Here is a 13,710-nt window from a genome sequence, read left to right on the forward strand (position 1 = left end):
TATACTAAGAATGTGAAACCTACTAATGATTCCAATCAAACAAAATCAATGAGGCAAATAGTTATGAATTTACAAAAACAAGGGATTAATGCGACATTGTGTAAAAGACTTAGCCTTTAGAATGTTACGTGAAGGAAGATGAAGAAATTGTGAGTTTTATACTAAGTTAATGAGGGAATCTATTAAAAGTATAAAAAGGAATGAACTTTTTTAGTCATAAATTGTAGCTTGCTTGAATATAATTCTATGATGATAAGTAGGAAAGAAGGCTAGTTGCTTGATTAAGGATTTCAACAATACTTATAATGATCATAAGCCGATTTTTTGTATCGAGCATATAAGAGACCATAAGTAAAATGAAGGAGTGAAGTGTACAAATGCTTCCTTTAAAACTTGATCAATTCTCTACATATACAAGAAAGGAATTAGAAAAGGTACAAAAGCATATTATGCCTTTAATGAAGAAGAATGTTATTTTAACATTAGTATCTATGGGGATGCTCTCTGTATCCATTGGCAGCCTTTTTGTATTACTATTTGGGGCTGTACCAACCCATAATGCATTACTTGTTTTATTTTCCTTGCTGGGGGCCGTGGGAATGGCACTATACAGGGAGACGTTTTATAAAAATAAAGAAATCCAGCAAACAAGCATTGAATACATAAAAGATAGAATGTTGAAAAGTGAATCAATACCAGAAGAGACAAAAGATCAATTTATAGAAAAAGTGAATAAAGATCCAATGAATGCCTTTAAGACATTTTGTGAATTCCTTTCTAAAGAAGAACGGATTAGAAAAATGGAACATTTCCGTTCATAGTTTCGTTTCAAAACGTGAAATGTTGAACATTTAATGAAATAGGTGGTGAATAACATTCCTAACACAAAGCCATTTTTAATTGGGTATGCGACACTTCTTATCCTACTAATTCTATATATAAGTTCGTTAGTTCAGTGGGTTTTCACACCAATTATCGTTCTTTTACAAACGTTATTTGTCCCGGTTATTGTGGCTGGAGTTCTTTTCTATTTATCAAGGCCGATTGTTACACTATTAGATAAAAAACTACCTAGAGGACTATCTATTCTATTAATATATCTTCTTTTCATTTGTATAGTGACAGCCTTAGTGATTATTGTGGGGCCTGAAATCCAGAAGCAATTTCATAGCTTAACACAAAACATGCCGATCATTATTGCTGAAATACAACGAAGTTTTGTCGATTTTAGGCAAAGTGAATTTCTCGAACGAGTGGAAGTAAGTGGCTTTTTTGATCTAGAAGAGCTCCTCGTACAGCTTGGGCTTGTAATAAATGAATTCGGCAAAAACCTTGCTTCAAATCTCGGGCAAGTAGTTGGTGTACTGGCAAATGTGATCATATTAATTGTCATTATCCCATTTATACTCTTTTATATGATAAAAGACCGTGAGAAATTTCCGAACAGCATTTTAAGATTTTTTAATAAGCAGCAACAGCCTAATGTCAAGCTGATATTGCACGATATGGATAGAATGCTAAGTTCTTATATACAAGGAATGCTTATTGTTAGTTTCTGTGTAGGTGTTCTTTGTTACATTGCTTTTTTGATCATTGGTTTAGATTATGCCCTGATCCTTGCTCTAGTAGCGATGGTCACCAATGTTATTCCATATATTGGCCCATGGATAGGAACGATTCCAGCTGTGATTGTTGGATTATTCCATTCTCCTTTTATGGCGCTACTTGTTGTCATATTAGTTGTCATTATTCAGCAAATTGAAAGTAACCTTATCTCACCTCAAGTGATGGGGAAGAAGTTGGCTATGCATCCAATTACTGTTTTATTTCTATTATTAATTGCGGGTCGATTTGCTGGGATTGTTGGGATGATCCTCGCTGTCCCGACTTATGCCATAAGCAAGGTCATTGTCACGCACAGTTATCGACTTTGGAAGTTGAAAATCAGCAAATAGAAGGTACCTTCATTTTTCTGGAATGGAGGTATCTTTTTTAAGGTTGTTTTCGCATTTTTTTTTGTTTTTATGGTAAAGAGACGTGTTCGCTCCATTGCGCTACAGCCACTCGCTTTCCGTGGGGAGGTGCCTCTTTAATAGAAAGTTCTGATTACATTTTGAGTAATTATCACGTATAATAGCAGTGCAACAATGGAAATAGAAGGATGGAAAGGATTGTTTTGACAAAATGAAGGTTTTCGCAAAATTATTTATTTTCCTAGGGTTAGGTTTTCTTGCTTTTGGTGGATATGAGTTATATCAAACCTATACAAAACAAAATGAGTCAATGGCAGAGGCTAATCAGATATTATCAGAAGCAAACGATCGTGTACAAAGTGCTGAGGATATGGAAATGATAGAAGGGGATGTAATAGGATCTTTCTATATCCCTAAACTCGAAAAAGAGATTCCGATTATTCATGGTACCGATGAAGAAGAATTAAGCAGAGGGGTTGGCCATTATAGCACAACCGTTCTTCCGGGACAAAATGATCAGATTTTATTATCAGGTCATCGAGATACTGTGTTTCGAGATTTCGGTGAGCTTGAAGACGGTGATGAATTTATCGTAAAGATGCCTTATGGTACGTTTACATATGAAATGTATGAATCGGAGATTGTTGATGCTGATGATCGAACGGTTATTAGGTCTACAGCACCTGATGAGGTCTTGACCTTATCTACATGCTATCCCTTTAGTTTTGTCGGGGCTGCCCCCGATCGTTACATTATTTATGCAAAGCCAACTTATTAGGGGGTCAGACCCCTCTTTACTAGACTAAAGGGGGACTGTGCTGAGGCCACTGAGAAAGTCCCTTTTAGCAGATTCGAGGAAGCAGCATTGGCTCCACACGTTGCGCGCCTGCTATGAGAAACCTACTTATAGCAGTCTTTCAAAAGATTGAAACGGTTCCGCTCAATGCTTAAGAGGCCACCTTTTTCAGTGGCCTCTTTCTTTCATTTTTGCTGCTTTGGCAGAGTAGATTCGATATAAAATGAATGCAAGAATCGATAGTACAATTCCCATAATATACGGCAGTCCAATGGTAACTGTAAAGAGAAAGCCACCAAGTGGAGGACCAATGATCCTACCCAGTGAATCAAAGGAAGACAAAAGACCGGTTGTTCGGCCGTAACCAGTTGGAGATGCTTTTGTCAGTAATGATGAGACACTTGGTCGAATTAAGCCGTTTCCAATACCAAAGATTGTTAAGAAAATAGCAGCCGTTACAAAACTATCGACGAACAAGATCAGAGCAAATCCGATTGTCGAAATGACAATTCCAATTTGGATCACGACTCCTTCACCATACTTTTTCGTCATTCTTCCAACTAGACCACCTTGGACAATCGCCCCAGCTAATCCCATAATCATAAAGATATAACCAAGCTCTACGGCTCCTAAATTAGCTCTCTCATATGCAAAATAAGCGAAGGTTGCTTCAAGACCAGCTAATGATAAGGAAACAAACCATTGAAGGAAAAATAGGATTGATACAGGTCCTTTTAAGGCAGAAAGCAAAGGTGTTCTGTTTCTTTGTTGGTTGTTACGTTGTTCAGCAGTTAACGATTCTTTTAATACGAGCGTCACAAAAACAAAAGTTACTAGAGATAATGCCCCAGCTAGGTAAAAAGGAATGCTTAGGTTTGCTTGAGAAAAGACCCCTCCTATTGCTGGTCCAAAAATAAAACCTAATCCAATCGATGCCCCAATAATCCCCATGCCTTTTCCACGGTCTTCGTCGGATGTAATATCAGCGACATAAGCCATAACAGTTGGCATGTTAGCAGAGGAGAAGAACCCACCAATGACTCGTGCAGCAAACAACATCCAAAGTGTCGAAGATACAGCAAGTAAGAAAAAGGACAGTGCTAGTCCAAATATTCCTATCATAATGACGGGCTTTCTTCCAATCCGATCAGAGACTCTTCCCCACATGGGTGCGAATAGAAGTTGCATAAATGAATAAACAGCCATTAATAGCCCTAATTGTGTAGGAGTAGCGCCTATTTCTTCGGCATAGAAGGGCATAACAGGAATTATGATTCCAAACCCCACCATAACGAGGAACATAACCGCAAATAAAACAGGTAATGCTTTTTTTGATTCCAAAATACGATTCACTCCAATTACTAGTCATTTTTCGTTTATAAGACTACAATCATGCAGATGTTCTAAGATTCTTGCAAGCCCTTTTTCGAACTTTTATTATACATCGGTTACAAGTCTCATTACTAGTAGATGGCGAATATTGTATAAAAATCTGATAGGGAGGCAAGAGCTTGTTCGCTTGAATTAGATTGCAATTATGACATTAATCACAGTTTTTTAATATTATAAGTAATAAGATTAATGTAATAATTCAAAAAATCTCTTAATTTAAAGGTATAGATCACAACAGGTTTTACTTAATGGGGAGGGACAATCGGTGAACGAAAAAAAATGGTTTCAACTCGATGTCGAAAAAGCCGTTGAAGATTTACAGACAGATAGTAAAAATGGTTTGACGAAAGAGGATGCAGTAAAACGCCAGGAAAAATGGGGGAAAAATGAGTTGCCCGACCCTAAAAAGGAAGCAGCCTTTATTAAATTTTTGCGCCATTTTCAGGATGTTTTGATTTATATCTTATTAGTTGCTGCTATTATTACGGCTTTTCTAGGCCACTACATTGACACGGTAGTGATTTTAATTGTAGCGATTATCAATGCCACGATTGGGTACATTCAAGAGAATAAGGCTGAAAAGGCACTTGATGGTATCAGAAAAATGCTGTCATTAAAGGCGATTGTCGTTCGTGATGGTGTAAGAACGGAGATCGATTCAAATAAGTTGGTACCAGGTGATATTGTTGTTTTGACAGCTGGTGATAAGATCCCGGCAGACATTCGCGTTATTCAGGCAGAAAATTTAAAAGTGGAGGAGTCCCCTTTAACGGGAGAATCAACATCTGTTAAAAAAAGCCGAGACGCTTTACCTGAAGATACAGTACTAGGTGATCGTAAAAATATGCTGTTCTCAGGAACGTCTATTTCATCAGGCTCTGGAATTGGTGTTGTTGTTGCGACAGGAGTTCATACAGAATTGGGAAAGATTAGTACATCTATTTCTAAAGTCGTAGAAATTCAAACGCCATTGCTGAGGCAAACAGCGAAATTTGGAAAGATGATTTCAACTGTGATTCTCTTTGCAGCTTTTGCGATGTTTTTGTTTGCGTATATTTTTCATGAGTATGAGACGTCAGAATTATTACTAGCGATCATTAGTTTAACGGTGGCAGCTATTCCTGAAGGTCTTCCTGCCATTTTATCGATTATTTTGGCTCTAGGTGTACAAACGATGGCGAGTAATAACGCAATTGTACGCAATTTACCATCTGTAGAGACACTAGGTGCTGTTTCGGTCATTTGTTCCGATAAGACGGGAACTCTGACAAAAAATGAAATGACGGTAACGGCTGTCGTGCTAGCAGAGAAAGAGTACGAAATTACGGGAACTGGATATTCTCCAGAAGGGCGTATTTTAGATAAAGGCGAAAATGTAGACTTAACAGAACATGAACCACTAAGACGGTTTCTTACATGTGTGAAAACGGTAAATGAAGCAAGTCTTGGAATGGATGATGAAGGGCAATGGGTCATAAGCGGAGAACCGACAGAAGGGTGTCTGGTGACTCTAACAGAGAAGGCAAGTGAACCAATTGATAAGTTAGAAGCAATCGCCAAGATTCCTTTTGATTCGTCCTACAAGTATATGGCAGTTCTTGTTGAAGATAATGGCGAAAAAGTCATATACGTAAAAGGAGCTCCGGATCGACTTTTTGACATGGCAGGCTTGGAAGAAGGAACAGAAGAGAGAAAACTATGGCAGGAAAAAATGACGGCACACGCCAAAAAGGGTGAGCGTGTGATCGGAGCTGCTATGAAAAAAGTTGCTCCTACTGTAACGGAAATCAACCATAATGATCTCCAAGCTGGATTAACGATGATTGGCCTTGCAGGTATTATTGATCCTCCTCGTGAAGAAGCGATTGCAGCAGTGCGCGAGTGTAAAAAAGCAGGTATCAGAGTAAAAATGATCACTGGCGACCATAAGGATACGGCTGTAGCGATTGGTTCGCAAATGGGAATTGGTGATGGAGTGAGGGCTATTGAAGGCCGAGAATTAGACCAAATGACCGATGAGGAGTTAGCAAAAGCTGCGGTGGAATACGATATTTTCGCACGTACAAGCCCAAATAATAAGTTGCAGCTTGTACAAGCACTGCAAGAACAAGGGCATATTTGTGCAATGACAGGTGATGGAGTCAATGATGCTCCAGCCCTCAAGCGAGCAGATATTGGGGTCGCGATGGGAATTAAAGGAACAGAAGTGGCAAAAGATGCATCTCGGATGATCCTCGTTGATGATAACTTCAAAACAATCGTTAATGCAGTAAGAGAAGGTCGACGAGTTTATGACAATTTGAAAAAGACGATCTTATTCATTTTACCGACAAATGGTGCAGAAGCGTTTTTGATATTTGCGAGCATATTATTAGGTACGATGATGCCATTAACCCCTGTACAAATCTTATGGGTGAATATGATTACATCCGTAACCATCTCTTTGGCTATTGCTTTTGAAAAATTGGAGGCGGGCTCCATGGCACGTCCACCTAGGCGACCAGATACAAAGTTATTAAGTGGTTATTACATGTTTCGGATTGCGTTTGTCTCCTTGCTTATTGGTGGAGGAATTTTATGGATGAATAGTAATTTAATCGCTAACGGTTATGACCAAGCTGTTGTCAATACAGTTACGTTACAAGCTCTTGTGTTGGCTCAATTATTTCACTTATTTAACTGCCGTAGTGAAAGAGGCTTTGCCTTTAATCGTGCTTTCTTTTCAAATAAAGCGGCCTTTGCAGTATCGGGACTATTAATACTGATTCAAATAGCGATAACGTATGTACCGTTCATGAATACGGTGTTAGGAACAGTTCCAATTGGGATTGAGTATTGGATCTTCCCCGTTGTAATAGGAATAATTGTGTTTGTGGTCGTGGAAGTTGAGAAGTGGGTAACAAGAAAAATAGTAAATTAGGGGTCAGACACCTCTTTAGTTAACTAAAGAGGTGTCTGACCCCCTCCTGCGCTGTAGTCGCCATTTTTGCCTCCAGTTTTACTGAGGAGGAACGTGTCTTTAATTATCATGCTTTTGTCCACAGCTTTACACATGTCATAAAAGGTTAACGCGGCAGCTGAAACAGCTGTTAAAGCTTCCATTTCAACACCTGTATTGCCTTTACATGAAACTTCGGCTTGAATGATCAGTTCATACCCGTCACTCGCTTTTTGGTATTCGAAGTGAAAGTCGACACCCGTAATTTGAATAGGATGACACATAGGAATGAGATCAGGTGTCTTTTTTGCTGCCATAATTCCGGCAATTTGTGCTACCTGTAAGGGGTCTCCTTTTTTAATTTCAGCATTTTGAATGGCATCATATAACTCTGTCTTTAATAAGATTGTGCTTTGCGCTACAGCTGTTCGTTTCGTTTGATCTTTTTGTGAAATGTCGACCATTTTAGGACGTCCTTTTTCATTCCAATGAGAAAACTCACTCATTTTTATCTCTCTCCTTTGTTAAATCCGTATTCCAATCGCTTTGATAGTTAATGTTAGTAAACTCTTTCTGATCTTTGGGAAAGTGGACATACTTCACATTAGCTAATTGCAGCAAAGGTCGCATGCTTCTTTTGTTATTTGCTATGGCTTCTTCTATAAATGGCAAGCAGCTCCGATGGTACAAGGCAATAAGGGGCTGCTCTTTTTCACCGGAAATAGGGACAATTGCTTGATAAACGTCGTTTTTTGTATATAACAACAATGAAGCAACAATGTCTTCTGTCATATAGGGAATATCGGCAGCTAAGACGAAAAACCATTCCACATTTTGCAGTGAATTCATAGCAAACGACAAAGCAAACAAAGGACCGCTGTGAAGTTCCTTTTCAATTAGCAGGTTCGTGTTTGACTCGTTAAAATGCTTAGAGAGCTGTTCGTTGGTCACAATATAGGTAGAATGGATATCTGTATTTTTCAGTGCATTGATACTGGCTTGGTAAAATGGAATGCCTTCATATGTCTCGAACATCTTCGGTTTTCCGTAGCGAGACGATTTGCCACCAGCTAATACAATTCCTGCGTATCTCACTTTTTTACCAACTCTTCTGCAAAGTGAGGCACTGTAGGTAGGATCAATTTATTGATTGCAAGTTTCACAGCATTTGTAGAACCTGGTAAGGCATAGATAGCAGTCGTTCCTCTACTTCCAGCAACGGCTCTACTAAAAAGAGCTTTCGGGCCAATTTCTTCATAGCTTAACATTCGAAATAATTCTCCAAATCCGTCCATATGCTTTTCTAGTAATTGAGAGACAGCTTCAAAAGTAACATCACGTGGGGAAAAACCAGTGCCTCCATTTAAAATAATGACTTGTATTTCAGGGTTGTTTACCCATGTTAACACTTGCTCCTGGATGAAGGAAAGTTCATCCTTAACAATCTTATAATCAATAACGGAGTGTTCGTTAGCTTGCATAAGGGAAAGAATCGTTTGCCCACTGCGATCATCTTCTTGATTTCGAGTGTCGGAAATGGTTAAGATAGCAACGTTTACACTTTTGGAAGTATTTATCTGATGCATACTAGTCATTCACCTTCCTTTTTTATGTTAGAATGATTAATTATATCTTTCATAATAGTAACAGCTTTTTATCGAACAACCAATTATTCGTCGTTAAGGATGAAGGAAAATAAAGTAGAGGAGGAATGTGCATGGAAATCAAACCAGTTAGCGACAAGTACTTGCGACCACTGCAAGATTTGCGCATATCAATTATGGATAAATGTAATTTCCGCTGTTCCTACTGCATGCCGAAAGAAGTATTCGGCGAGGACTATGTTTTTATGAGAGAAGAGGAATTGTTATCCTTTGACGAAATAGAAAGATTGGTTCTGCAATTTACAAAATTAGGGGTAAAGAAAGTTAGAATAACAGGTGGAGAGCCTCTCCTACGAAAAAATGTCCCTGAGTTAGTTAAACGAATATCAGCAATAGATGGAATTGAAGATATAGCATTAACGACAAATGGAGTGCATTTAGTAAAGCAAGCAGAAGCATTGAAACAAGCAGGGCTTATGCGAGTGAACGTTAGTCTAGACGCTCTTTCAACTGATATTTTTCAACAGATGAATGGTAGAAAAGTAACGTCTGCTGTTGTATTAAAGGGAATAGATGCAGCTTTAGCAGCCGGACTTCAAGTGAAAGTCAATATGGTTGTGAAAAAAGGGGTTAATGAGGGCGAAGTTGTGAAATTAGCTCGTTACTGTAAAGAGAAAGAGATTACATTACGCTTTATAGAGTTTATGGATGTTGGTCAGACAAATGGTTGGGATTTCTCCCAAGTTGTTACGAAAAAAGAGCTATTAGAAAAAGTCTCAACAATCGCGCCTCTTGAAGCTGTTGAAAGAGATTACTTAGGAGAAGTGGCCACGCGTTATAGATATAGGGGATCTGATACAGAAATAGGGATCATATCCTCTGTTTCAGATACATTTTGTGGAAACTGTACACGTGCAAGAATCTCAGCTGATGGGAAGTTTTATACTTGTTTGTTTGCAGAAGCTGGTTATGACTTACGTGCCCTTATTCGAACAGATGCAACCGATCAAGAGATCGCAGATAGAATTACGGAAATCTGGAGTGGGCGAACGGATAAATATTCAGAAGAACGTACCGAAGAAACCGTTAAAAACCGTAAAAAAATTGAGATGTCCTATATTGGGGGCTAGAAGAAATGCAAGGGGTTGACTCTTGCATTTTTTAGTTATGTTATGGAATGATAGAATTAATATTTTTGAATTCGATTAAACGGAGTGAGTGCTATGGTAGAAATGCGAAAGCCAATCCAGGTTGAAGAAGCAGTAAAAAGAGTGATGGAGTGTAGTGTTACTCCTAAGATTGAAACGATTTCGATTGAAGAGAGTTATGATAGGTTTTTGGCAGAGGATTTACTTGCATCACATGATGTTCCACATTTTGACCGTTCTCCTTATGATGGTTTTGCTATTCGTTCCGAAGACACAATCGAGGCTAGTAACGAGAATCCGGTTCATTTTGAAGTAGTAGGTGAAATTGGTGCAGGGTACGTTTTTGAAGGTGAAGTGAAACCATTTCAAGCTGTAAGAATCATGACAGGCGCACCGATACCTAAGGGATGCGACGCGGTTGTCATGCTTGAATTAACAAAGGAAATCAATGAAAAAGAAATATCTCTTAAACGTTTGTTTAAATCAGGAGATAATATTTCCTATCAAGGTGAAGATACGAAGAAAGGTTCAATCTTAGTTAAAAAGGGTGAGCGTATCAACCCAGGTATTGTTGCATTGCTAGCAACATTTGGCTACCATGAGGTGAAAGTTGCAAAAAAACCGGTTATAGGAGTCATTGCAACAGGTAGTGAATTACTTAATGTCGATGAACCACTGGCACCAGGAAAAATCCGTAACTCGAATGCTTATATGATTATGGCACAAATCGAAAGAGCAGGAGGAAAAGCGAACTATTTTGGTAAATTGCAAGATGACTTTGAGGCATCTCTAGTTGCAACGAAAGAAGCACTTCAAGAAGTCGATATGCTCATCACAACGGGTGGTGTTTCTGTTGGTGACTATGATTATGTTCCAGCGATATTAGAAGCATTAGGTGCGAAGGTTCTGTTTAATAAAGTAGCGATGAGACCGGGGAGTGTGACAACGGTTGCTAGTTTAGGTGAAAAGATGATTTATGGCCTTTCGGGGAATCCATCAGCATGTTATGTTGGTTTTGAATTGTTTGTTCGTCCTATGCTGCGCAGAGGCTTATTTAATCAGTTCCCACATTTGCAAAAAGTAAAAGCGTTACTCGGGGTTGATTTTCCAAAACCAAATCCGTTTATGAGATTGGTAAGGGCAAAAGTATCGTATGCTGAACATCAGCTAATTGCATCTCCTTCAGGGGTTGATAAATCAGGAATCGTCAGTTCATTAGGTGGCGCTGATTGTTTGTTGCTTTTACCTGGAGGAACGAGAGGGTATGAAAAAGGGATGTCGGTTGATGTTTTACTATTAGAGGATAATCAAGGAAGTGAATGGCCTTGGAACAATATTGTCCCATCATACAGATAGTCGGGTATCAAAATAGTGGGAAAACGACATTGATGGAAACTTTAATTAGGCAAAGTGCTGAACTAGGGATGAAAGTTGCTACAATTAAACATCACGGTCATAACAATCCTCAAAAAGAGGAAGCTGACCTGAAAGACAGTGAACGTCACCAACAAGCAGGAGCAGAGATCACGGCAGTTGAAGGTGGTGGCTCTTTGCAAATACATGTTAAAAATCAGACATGGTCCCTTCTTCAATTGGTGAAACTATACGAAAACTTTTCTCCTGATGTTATTTTGGTGGAAGGCTTTAAGAGCGAACGATTCCCAAAGGTCTTACTCCTTCGTGGTGAGGATGATCTTGACCTATTGCATAAAACAAGCAATCATATTTGTGCGATCACTTGGCGAACTTTACATGGTAAACAGTTAGATATTCCTCTTTTTCATATTGACGATTTCTCTAACTATAGTAAATTTATTATACAGAAATTGAGTGATGATTATGAATCAAGATCTTTTTGATATTCAAGATACACCATTATCAATGGAGGATGTGGTGGCAAAAGTAACGAGAAGAGATTGCGGGGCAATTGCTACCTTCATCGGAACGGTCAGAGAATTAACACACGGAAAGCGAACGTTAAAATTAGAGTATCAAGCCTACAAACCAATGGCTGTAAAGATGCTTGAGCAAATCGGTGAAGAAGTAAAAGAGAAATGGCCAGGTTCAACGATTGCCATCACACATCGGGTTGGTACACTAGATATTTCCGAAATAGCGGTCATTATAGCCGTTTCAACCCCTCATCGAAAAGCAGCTTATGAAGCAAATGAGTATGCAATGGAACGAATCAAACAAATTGTTCCCATCTGGAAGAAAGAATTTTGGGAAGATGGCACGAAATGGGTTGGCGATCAATTAGAAAAAACGCCTTATCCAGAAGGAAAACCTCAATTAGAGGAGGGAGAAAATGGTTAAGATTTTATTATTTGCTGAACTTCAAGAAGAGGCAGGTGTCGATCATATTGAGATCGATAAAGCAGGCGCTAGTGTGAGCGAAGTGAAAGAATGGCTGCAAAGTGAATACAAATTAACAGCGCTTGAGAATACGATGGTGGCCATCAATGAAAGCTATGCTAGTGAAACAGATCATGTACATGATGGCGATGTGATTGCCTTTATTCCTCCTGTAAGCGGAGGGTAAATAAAAAGCTGCTGAAAATAGGGTGAGCCCTTTTTCAGCAGCTTTTTTGTTGAGTTACGTCTATTATTTTACTAATTTTTGTAGCTGTTCATTGCGATTGTGCTGCTCTTCCTCAGAAGATAAGTCATATTTCTTTAATAAGTGAAATAGTTCGTTTAATTCTAACTGGCTAGGGTTTTCTTCCAAAAATTCCTGGCAGTTTAGATAAATATTAGTTGGAAGAAAAGACTTTTGTGATTCTAGTTTGTTACGTACATCCTCTATTGGATGATCCAATTTACAAGAACTCATAAAGTGCCCTCCTTTCTTTAGAGGCTGTGTTTACTAGCCTCTTTACTTTATAGTCTATCGACTTTTAACTTACTTAATCAAGTACAATTCTTTCCGGGTGGGAATAAATATTAAAGGATGTTCCTCGAATAAAGCCTACAGCGGTTATGTTTAAATCTTCTGCAAGCTCAATAGCTAAGTCAGTAGGTGCAGATTTTGATAAGACAATTCCGACCCCGATCTTTGCTGCTTTGGTCAAGATTTCGGATGAAATACGCCCACTAAATACGAGAATTTTATCTTTAATAGGTATACCGTTTAATAAAGAATATCCATATAATTTATCGAGTGCATTATGTCTACCTATATCTGAGCGACTTACAATTAATTCATCAGCTGTACAAAGCGCTGCATTATGAACGCCACCGGTACTTTTAAAGACTGTGCTAGAATCTTGCATTTTCTTCATTAACTCGATACATTGCGTAGCGGTGATGGTTGTATTTACCATTGATGTTTTCGCTGTACGAACATCATTTTGAAAATAAAATTGTCGACTTTTCCCACAGCAAGACCCGATGAATCGCTTTGAGAAGTATTGTTGATTCTTGATTTCTTTGTCGTGTAGGTGAACGTATGCAAAACCACGATTCTTATCAATGGTCATGTCTTTTATTTCTTTTTTGAAACGAATGACACCTTCTGAGGCTAGAAATCCGATTACCATTTCTTCGAAGTCTTGTGGACTACAAACCATAGTAGCGAACTCTTCGTTGTTTATATAAATAGTTAAAGGGAACTCGATGACAATCTCATCTTCTAATTCAGAAAAAAGATGATTGCTATATTTAACAATGGATCTAGTTGAACTTAACGAATCAGTCAAAGAAACTCCTCCTTGTTTAGTAGAAAAATAATAACGTAAACCCAATATAACCACATTCGATTATTATGACAAGGTTTGCCTATTAGATTGGTGCAAATTTTCAATCATAAATAGATTAATTTTACAATACAAATATATTGAATATTTTTCGAAAACAAGTT

General features: G+C 38.4%; 15 protein-coding genes. 9 read left to right on the top strand and 6 right to left on the bottom strand.

What is annotated here, in order from left to right; translation table 11 throughout:
• Positions 1-377 precede the first annotated feature (377 nt).
• From AC1FXZ_RS11550 to AC1FXZ_RS11560, 3 genes are all read left to right on the top strand, one after another.
• Positions 378-821, top strand: coding sequence for a DUF5392 family protein (locus AC1FXZ_RS11550; protein WP_480053719.1), 444 nt, complete (start codon positions 378-380; stop codon positions 819-821).
• A gap of 45 nt (positions 822-866) precedes the next feature.
• Positions 867-1,955: an AI-2E family transporter gene (locus AC1FXZ_RS11555; protein ID WP_480053721.1), complete on the top strand. Its 1,089-nt coding sequence runs from the start codon at positions 867-869 to the stop codon at positions 1,953-1,955.
• A gap of 229 nt (positions 1,956-2,184) precedes the next feature.
• Positions 2,185-2,751 (top strand): class D sortase, encoded by a 567-nt coding sequence (locus AC1FXZ_RS11560; protein ID WP_480053723.1) that lies wholly within the window; start codon positions 2,185-2,187, stop codon positions 2,749-2,751.
• A 186-nt stretch (positions 2,752-2,937) separates the two neighbouring features.
• Here the strand turns inward: AC1FXZ_RS11560 and AC1FXZ_RS11565 are convergent, their stop codons facing one another.
• A complete protein-coding gene (locus AC1FXZ_RS11565) occupies positions 2,938-4,110 on the bottom strand; it encodes an MFS transporter (RefSeq protein ID WP_480053725.1) in 1,173 nt (390 codons plus the stop codon).
• A gap of 316 nt (positions 4,111-4,426) precedes the next feature.
• On the opposite strand from AC1FXZ_RS11565, the gene AC1FXZ_RS11570 reads away from it, so the two are divergent.
• On the top strand, positions 4,427-7,081 hold the full coding sequence (locus AC1FXZ_RS11570; protein WP_480053727.1) for an HAD-IC family P-type ATPase: 2,655 nt from the start codon (positions 4,427-4,429) through the stop codon (positions 7,079-7,081).
• Between the two features lie 23 nt (positions 7,082-7,104).
• Here AC1FXZ_RS11570 and moaC read toward each other — a convergent pair whose 3' ends face one another.
• Genes moaC through AC1FXZ_RS11585 form a run of 3 tightly spaced genes read right to left on the bottom strand, consistent with a single transcriptional unit; the run spans position 7,105 to position 8,685 of the window.
• Positions 7,105-7,605 (bottom strand): cyclic pyranopterin monophosphate synthase MoaC, encoded by a 501-nt coding sequence (moaC, locus tag AC1FXZ_RS11575; protein ID WP_480053729.1) that lies wholly within the window; start codon positions 7,603-7,605, stop codon positions 7,105-7,107.
• Positions 7,598-8,194, bottom strand: a complete 597-nt coding sequence (locus tag AC1FXZ_RS11580; RefSeq protein ID WP_480053731.1) for a molybdenum cofactor guanylyltransferase — start codon at positions 8,192-8,194, stop codon at positions 7,598-7,600. Before AC1FXZ_RS11580 ends, moaC begins: the two co-directional genes overlap by 8 nt.
• Positions 8,191-8,685, bottom strand: a complete 495-nt coding sequence (locus AC1FXZ_RS11585) for a MogA/MoaB family molybdenum cofactor biosynthesis protein (protein WP_480053733.1) — start codon at positions 8,683-8,685, stop codon at positions 8,191-8,193. The genes AC1FXZ_RS11580 and AC1FXZ_RS11585 overlap by 4 nt, the downstream gene beginning before the upstream one ends.
• Positions 8,686-8,810: 125 nt before the next feature.
• Between AC1FXZ_RS11585 and moaA the strand changes: the two genes are divergently transcribed.
• The 5 genes from moaA to moaD all read left to right on the top strand — a co-directional run bounded on the left by moaA (position 8,811) and on the right by moaD (position 12,393).
• Positions 8,811-9,833: a GTP 3',8-cyclase MoaA gene (gene moaA, locus AC1FXZ_RS11590; protein ID WP_480053735.1), complete on the top strand. Its 1,023-nt coding sequence runs from the start codon at positions 8,811-8,813 to the stop codon at positions 9,831-9,833.
• Positions 9,834-9,926: 93 nt separating this feature from the next.
• Entirely contained in the window at positions 9,927-11,207 is a 1,281-nt protein-coding gene (locus AC1FXZ_RS11595; protein WP_480053737.1) for a molybdopterin molybdotransferase MoeA, read from the top strand.
• Positions 11,208-11,239: 32 nt separating this feature from the next.
• Positions 11,240-11,710 carry a molybdopterin-guanine dinucleotide biosynthesis protein B gene (locus AC1FXZ_RS11600; RefSeq protein ID WP_480053739.1) on the top strand — a complete coding sequence of 157 codons (471 nt, stop codon included), beginning with the start codon at positions 11,240-11,242 and terminating at the stop codon, positions 11,708-11,710.
• Positions 11,691-12,167: a molybdenum cofactor biosynthesis protein MoaE gene (locus tag AC1FXZ_RS11605; protein ID WP_480053741.1), complete on the top strand. Its 477-nt coding sequence runs from the start codon at positions 11,691-11,693 to the stop codon at positions 12,165-12,167. Before AC1FXZ_RS11600 ends, AC1FXZ_RS11605 begins: the two co-directional genes overlap by 20 nt.
• Positions 12,160-12,393 (top strand): molybdopterin converting factor subunit 1, encoded by a 234-nt coding sequence (gene moaD, locus AC1FXZ_RS11610; protein WP_480053743.1) that lies wholly within the window; start codon positions 12,160-12,162, stop codon positions 12,391-12,393. The genes AC1FXZ_RS11605 and moaD overlap by 8 nt, the downstream gene beginning before the upstream one ends.
• Before the next feature lie 63 nt (positions 12,394-12,456).
• Here the strand turns inward: moaD and AC1FXZ_RS11615 are convergent, their stop codons facing one another.
• Both AC1FXZ_RS11615 and fdhD read right to left on the bottom strand, forming a co-directional pair.
• Entirely contained in the window at positions 12,457-12,684 is a 228-nt protein-coding gene (locus tag AC1FXZ_RS11615; protein WP_480053745.1) for a hypothetical protein, read from the bottom strand.
• Between the two features lie 73 nt (positions 12,685-12,757).
• Positions 12,758-13,549 (bottom strand): formate dehydrogenase accessory sulfurtransferase FdhD, encoded by a 792-nt coding sequence (gene fdhD, locus AC1FXZ_RS11620; RefSeq protein WP_480053747.1) that lies wholly within the window; start codon positions 13,547-13,549, stop codon positions 12,758-12,760.
• Between the last annotated feature and the right edge of the window lie 161 nt (positions 13,550-13,710).

It is taken from the genome of Halalkalibacter sp. HAAS-P014, from assembly GCF_056619965.1.

Coding starts and splice junctions, on each gene's coding strand:
- AC1FXZ_RS11550 (WP_480053719.1), top strand. CDS start 378: ATGCTTCCTTTAAAACTTGATCAATTCTCTACATATACAAGAAAGGAA.
- AC1FXZ_RS11560 (WP_480053723.1), top strand. CDS start 2,185: ATGAAGGTTTTCGCAAAATTATTTATTTTCCTAGGGTTAGGTTTTCTT.
- moaC (WP_480053729.1), bottom strand. CDS start 7,605: ATGAGTGAGTTTTCTCATTGGAATGAAAAAGGACGTCCTAAAATGGTC.
- AC1FXZ_RS11585 (WP_480053733.1), bottom strand. CDS start 8,685: ATGCATCAGATAAATACTTCCAAAAGTGTAAACGTTGCTATCTTAACC.
- moaA (WP_480053735.1), top strand. CDS start 8,811: ATGTGCATGGAAATCAAACCAGTTAGCGACAAGTACTTGCGACCACTG.
- AC1FXZ_RS11595 (WP_480053737.1), top strand. CDS start 9,927: ATGGTAGAAATGCGAAAGCCAATCCAGGTTGAAGAAGCAGTAAAAAGA.
- AC1FXZ_RS11600 (WP_480053739.1), top strand. CDS start 11,240: ATGGAAACTTTAATTAGGCAAAGTGCTGAACTAGGGATGAAAGTTGCT.
- AC1FXZ_RS11605 (WP_480053741.1), top strand. CDS start 11,691: ATGAATCAAGATCTTTTTGATATTCAAGATACACCATTATCAATGGAG.
- moaD (WP_480053743.1), top strand. CDS start 12,160: ATGGTTAAGATTTTATTATTTGCTGAACTTCAAGAAGAGGCAGGTGTC.
- AC1FXZ_RS11615 (WP_480053745.1), bottom strand. CDS start 12,684: ATGAGTTCTTGTAAATTGGATCATCCAATAGAGGATGTACGTAACAAA.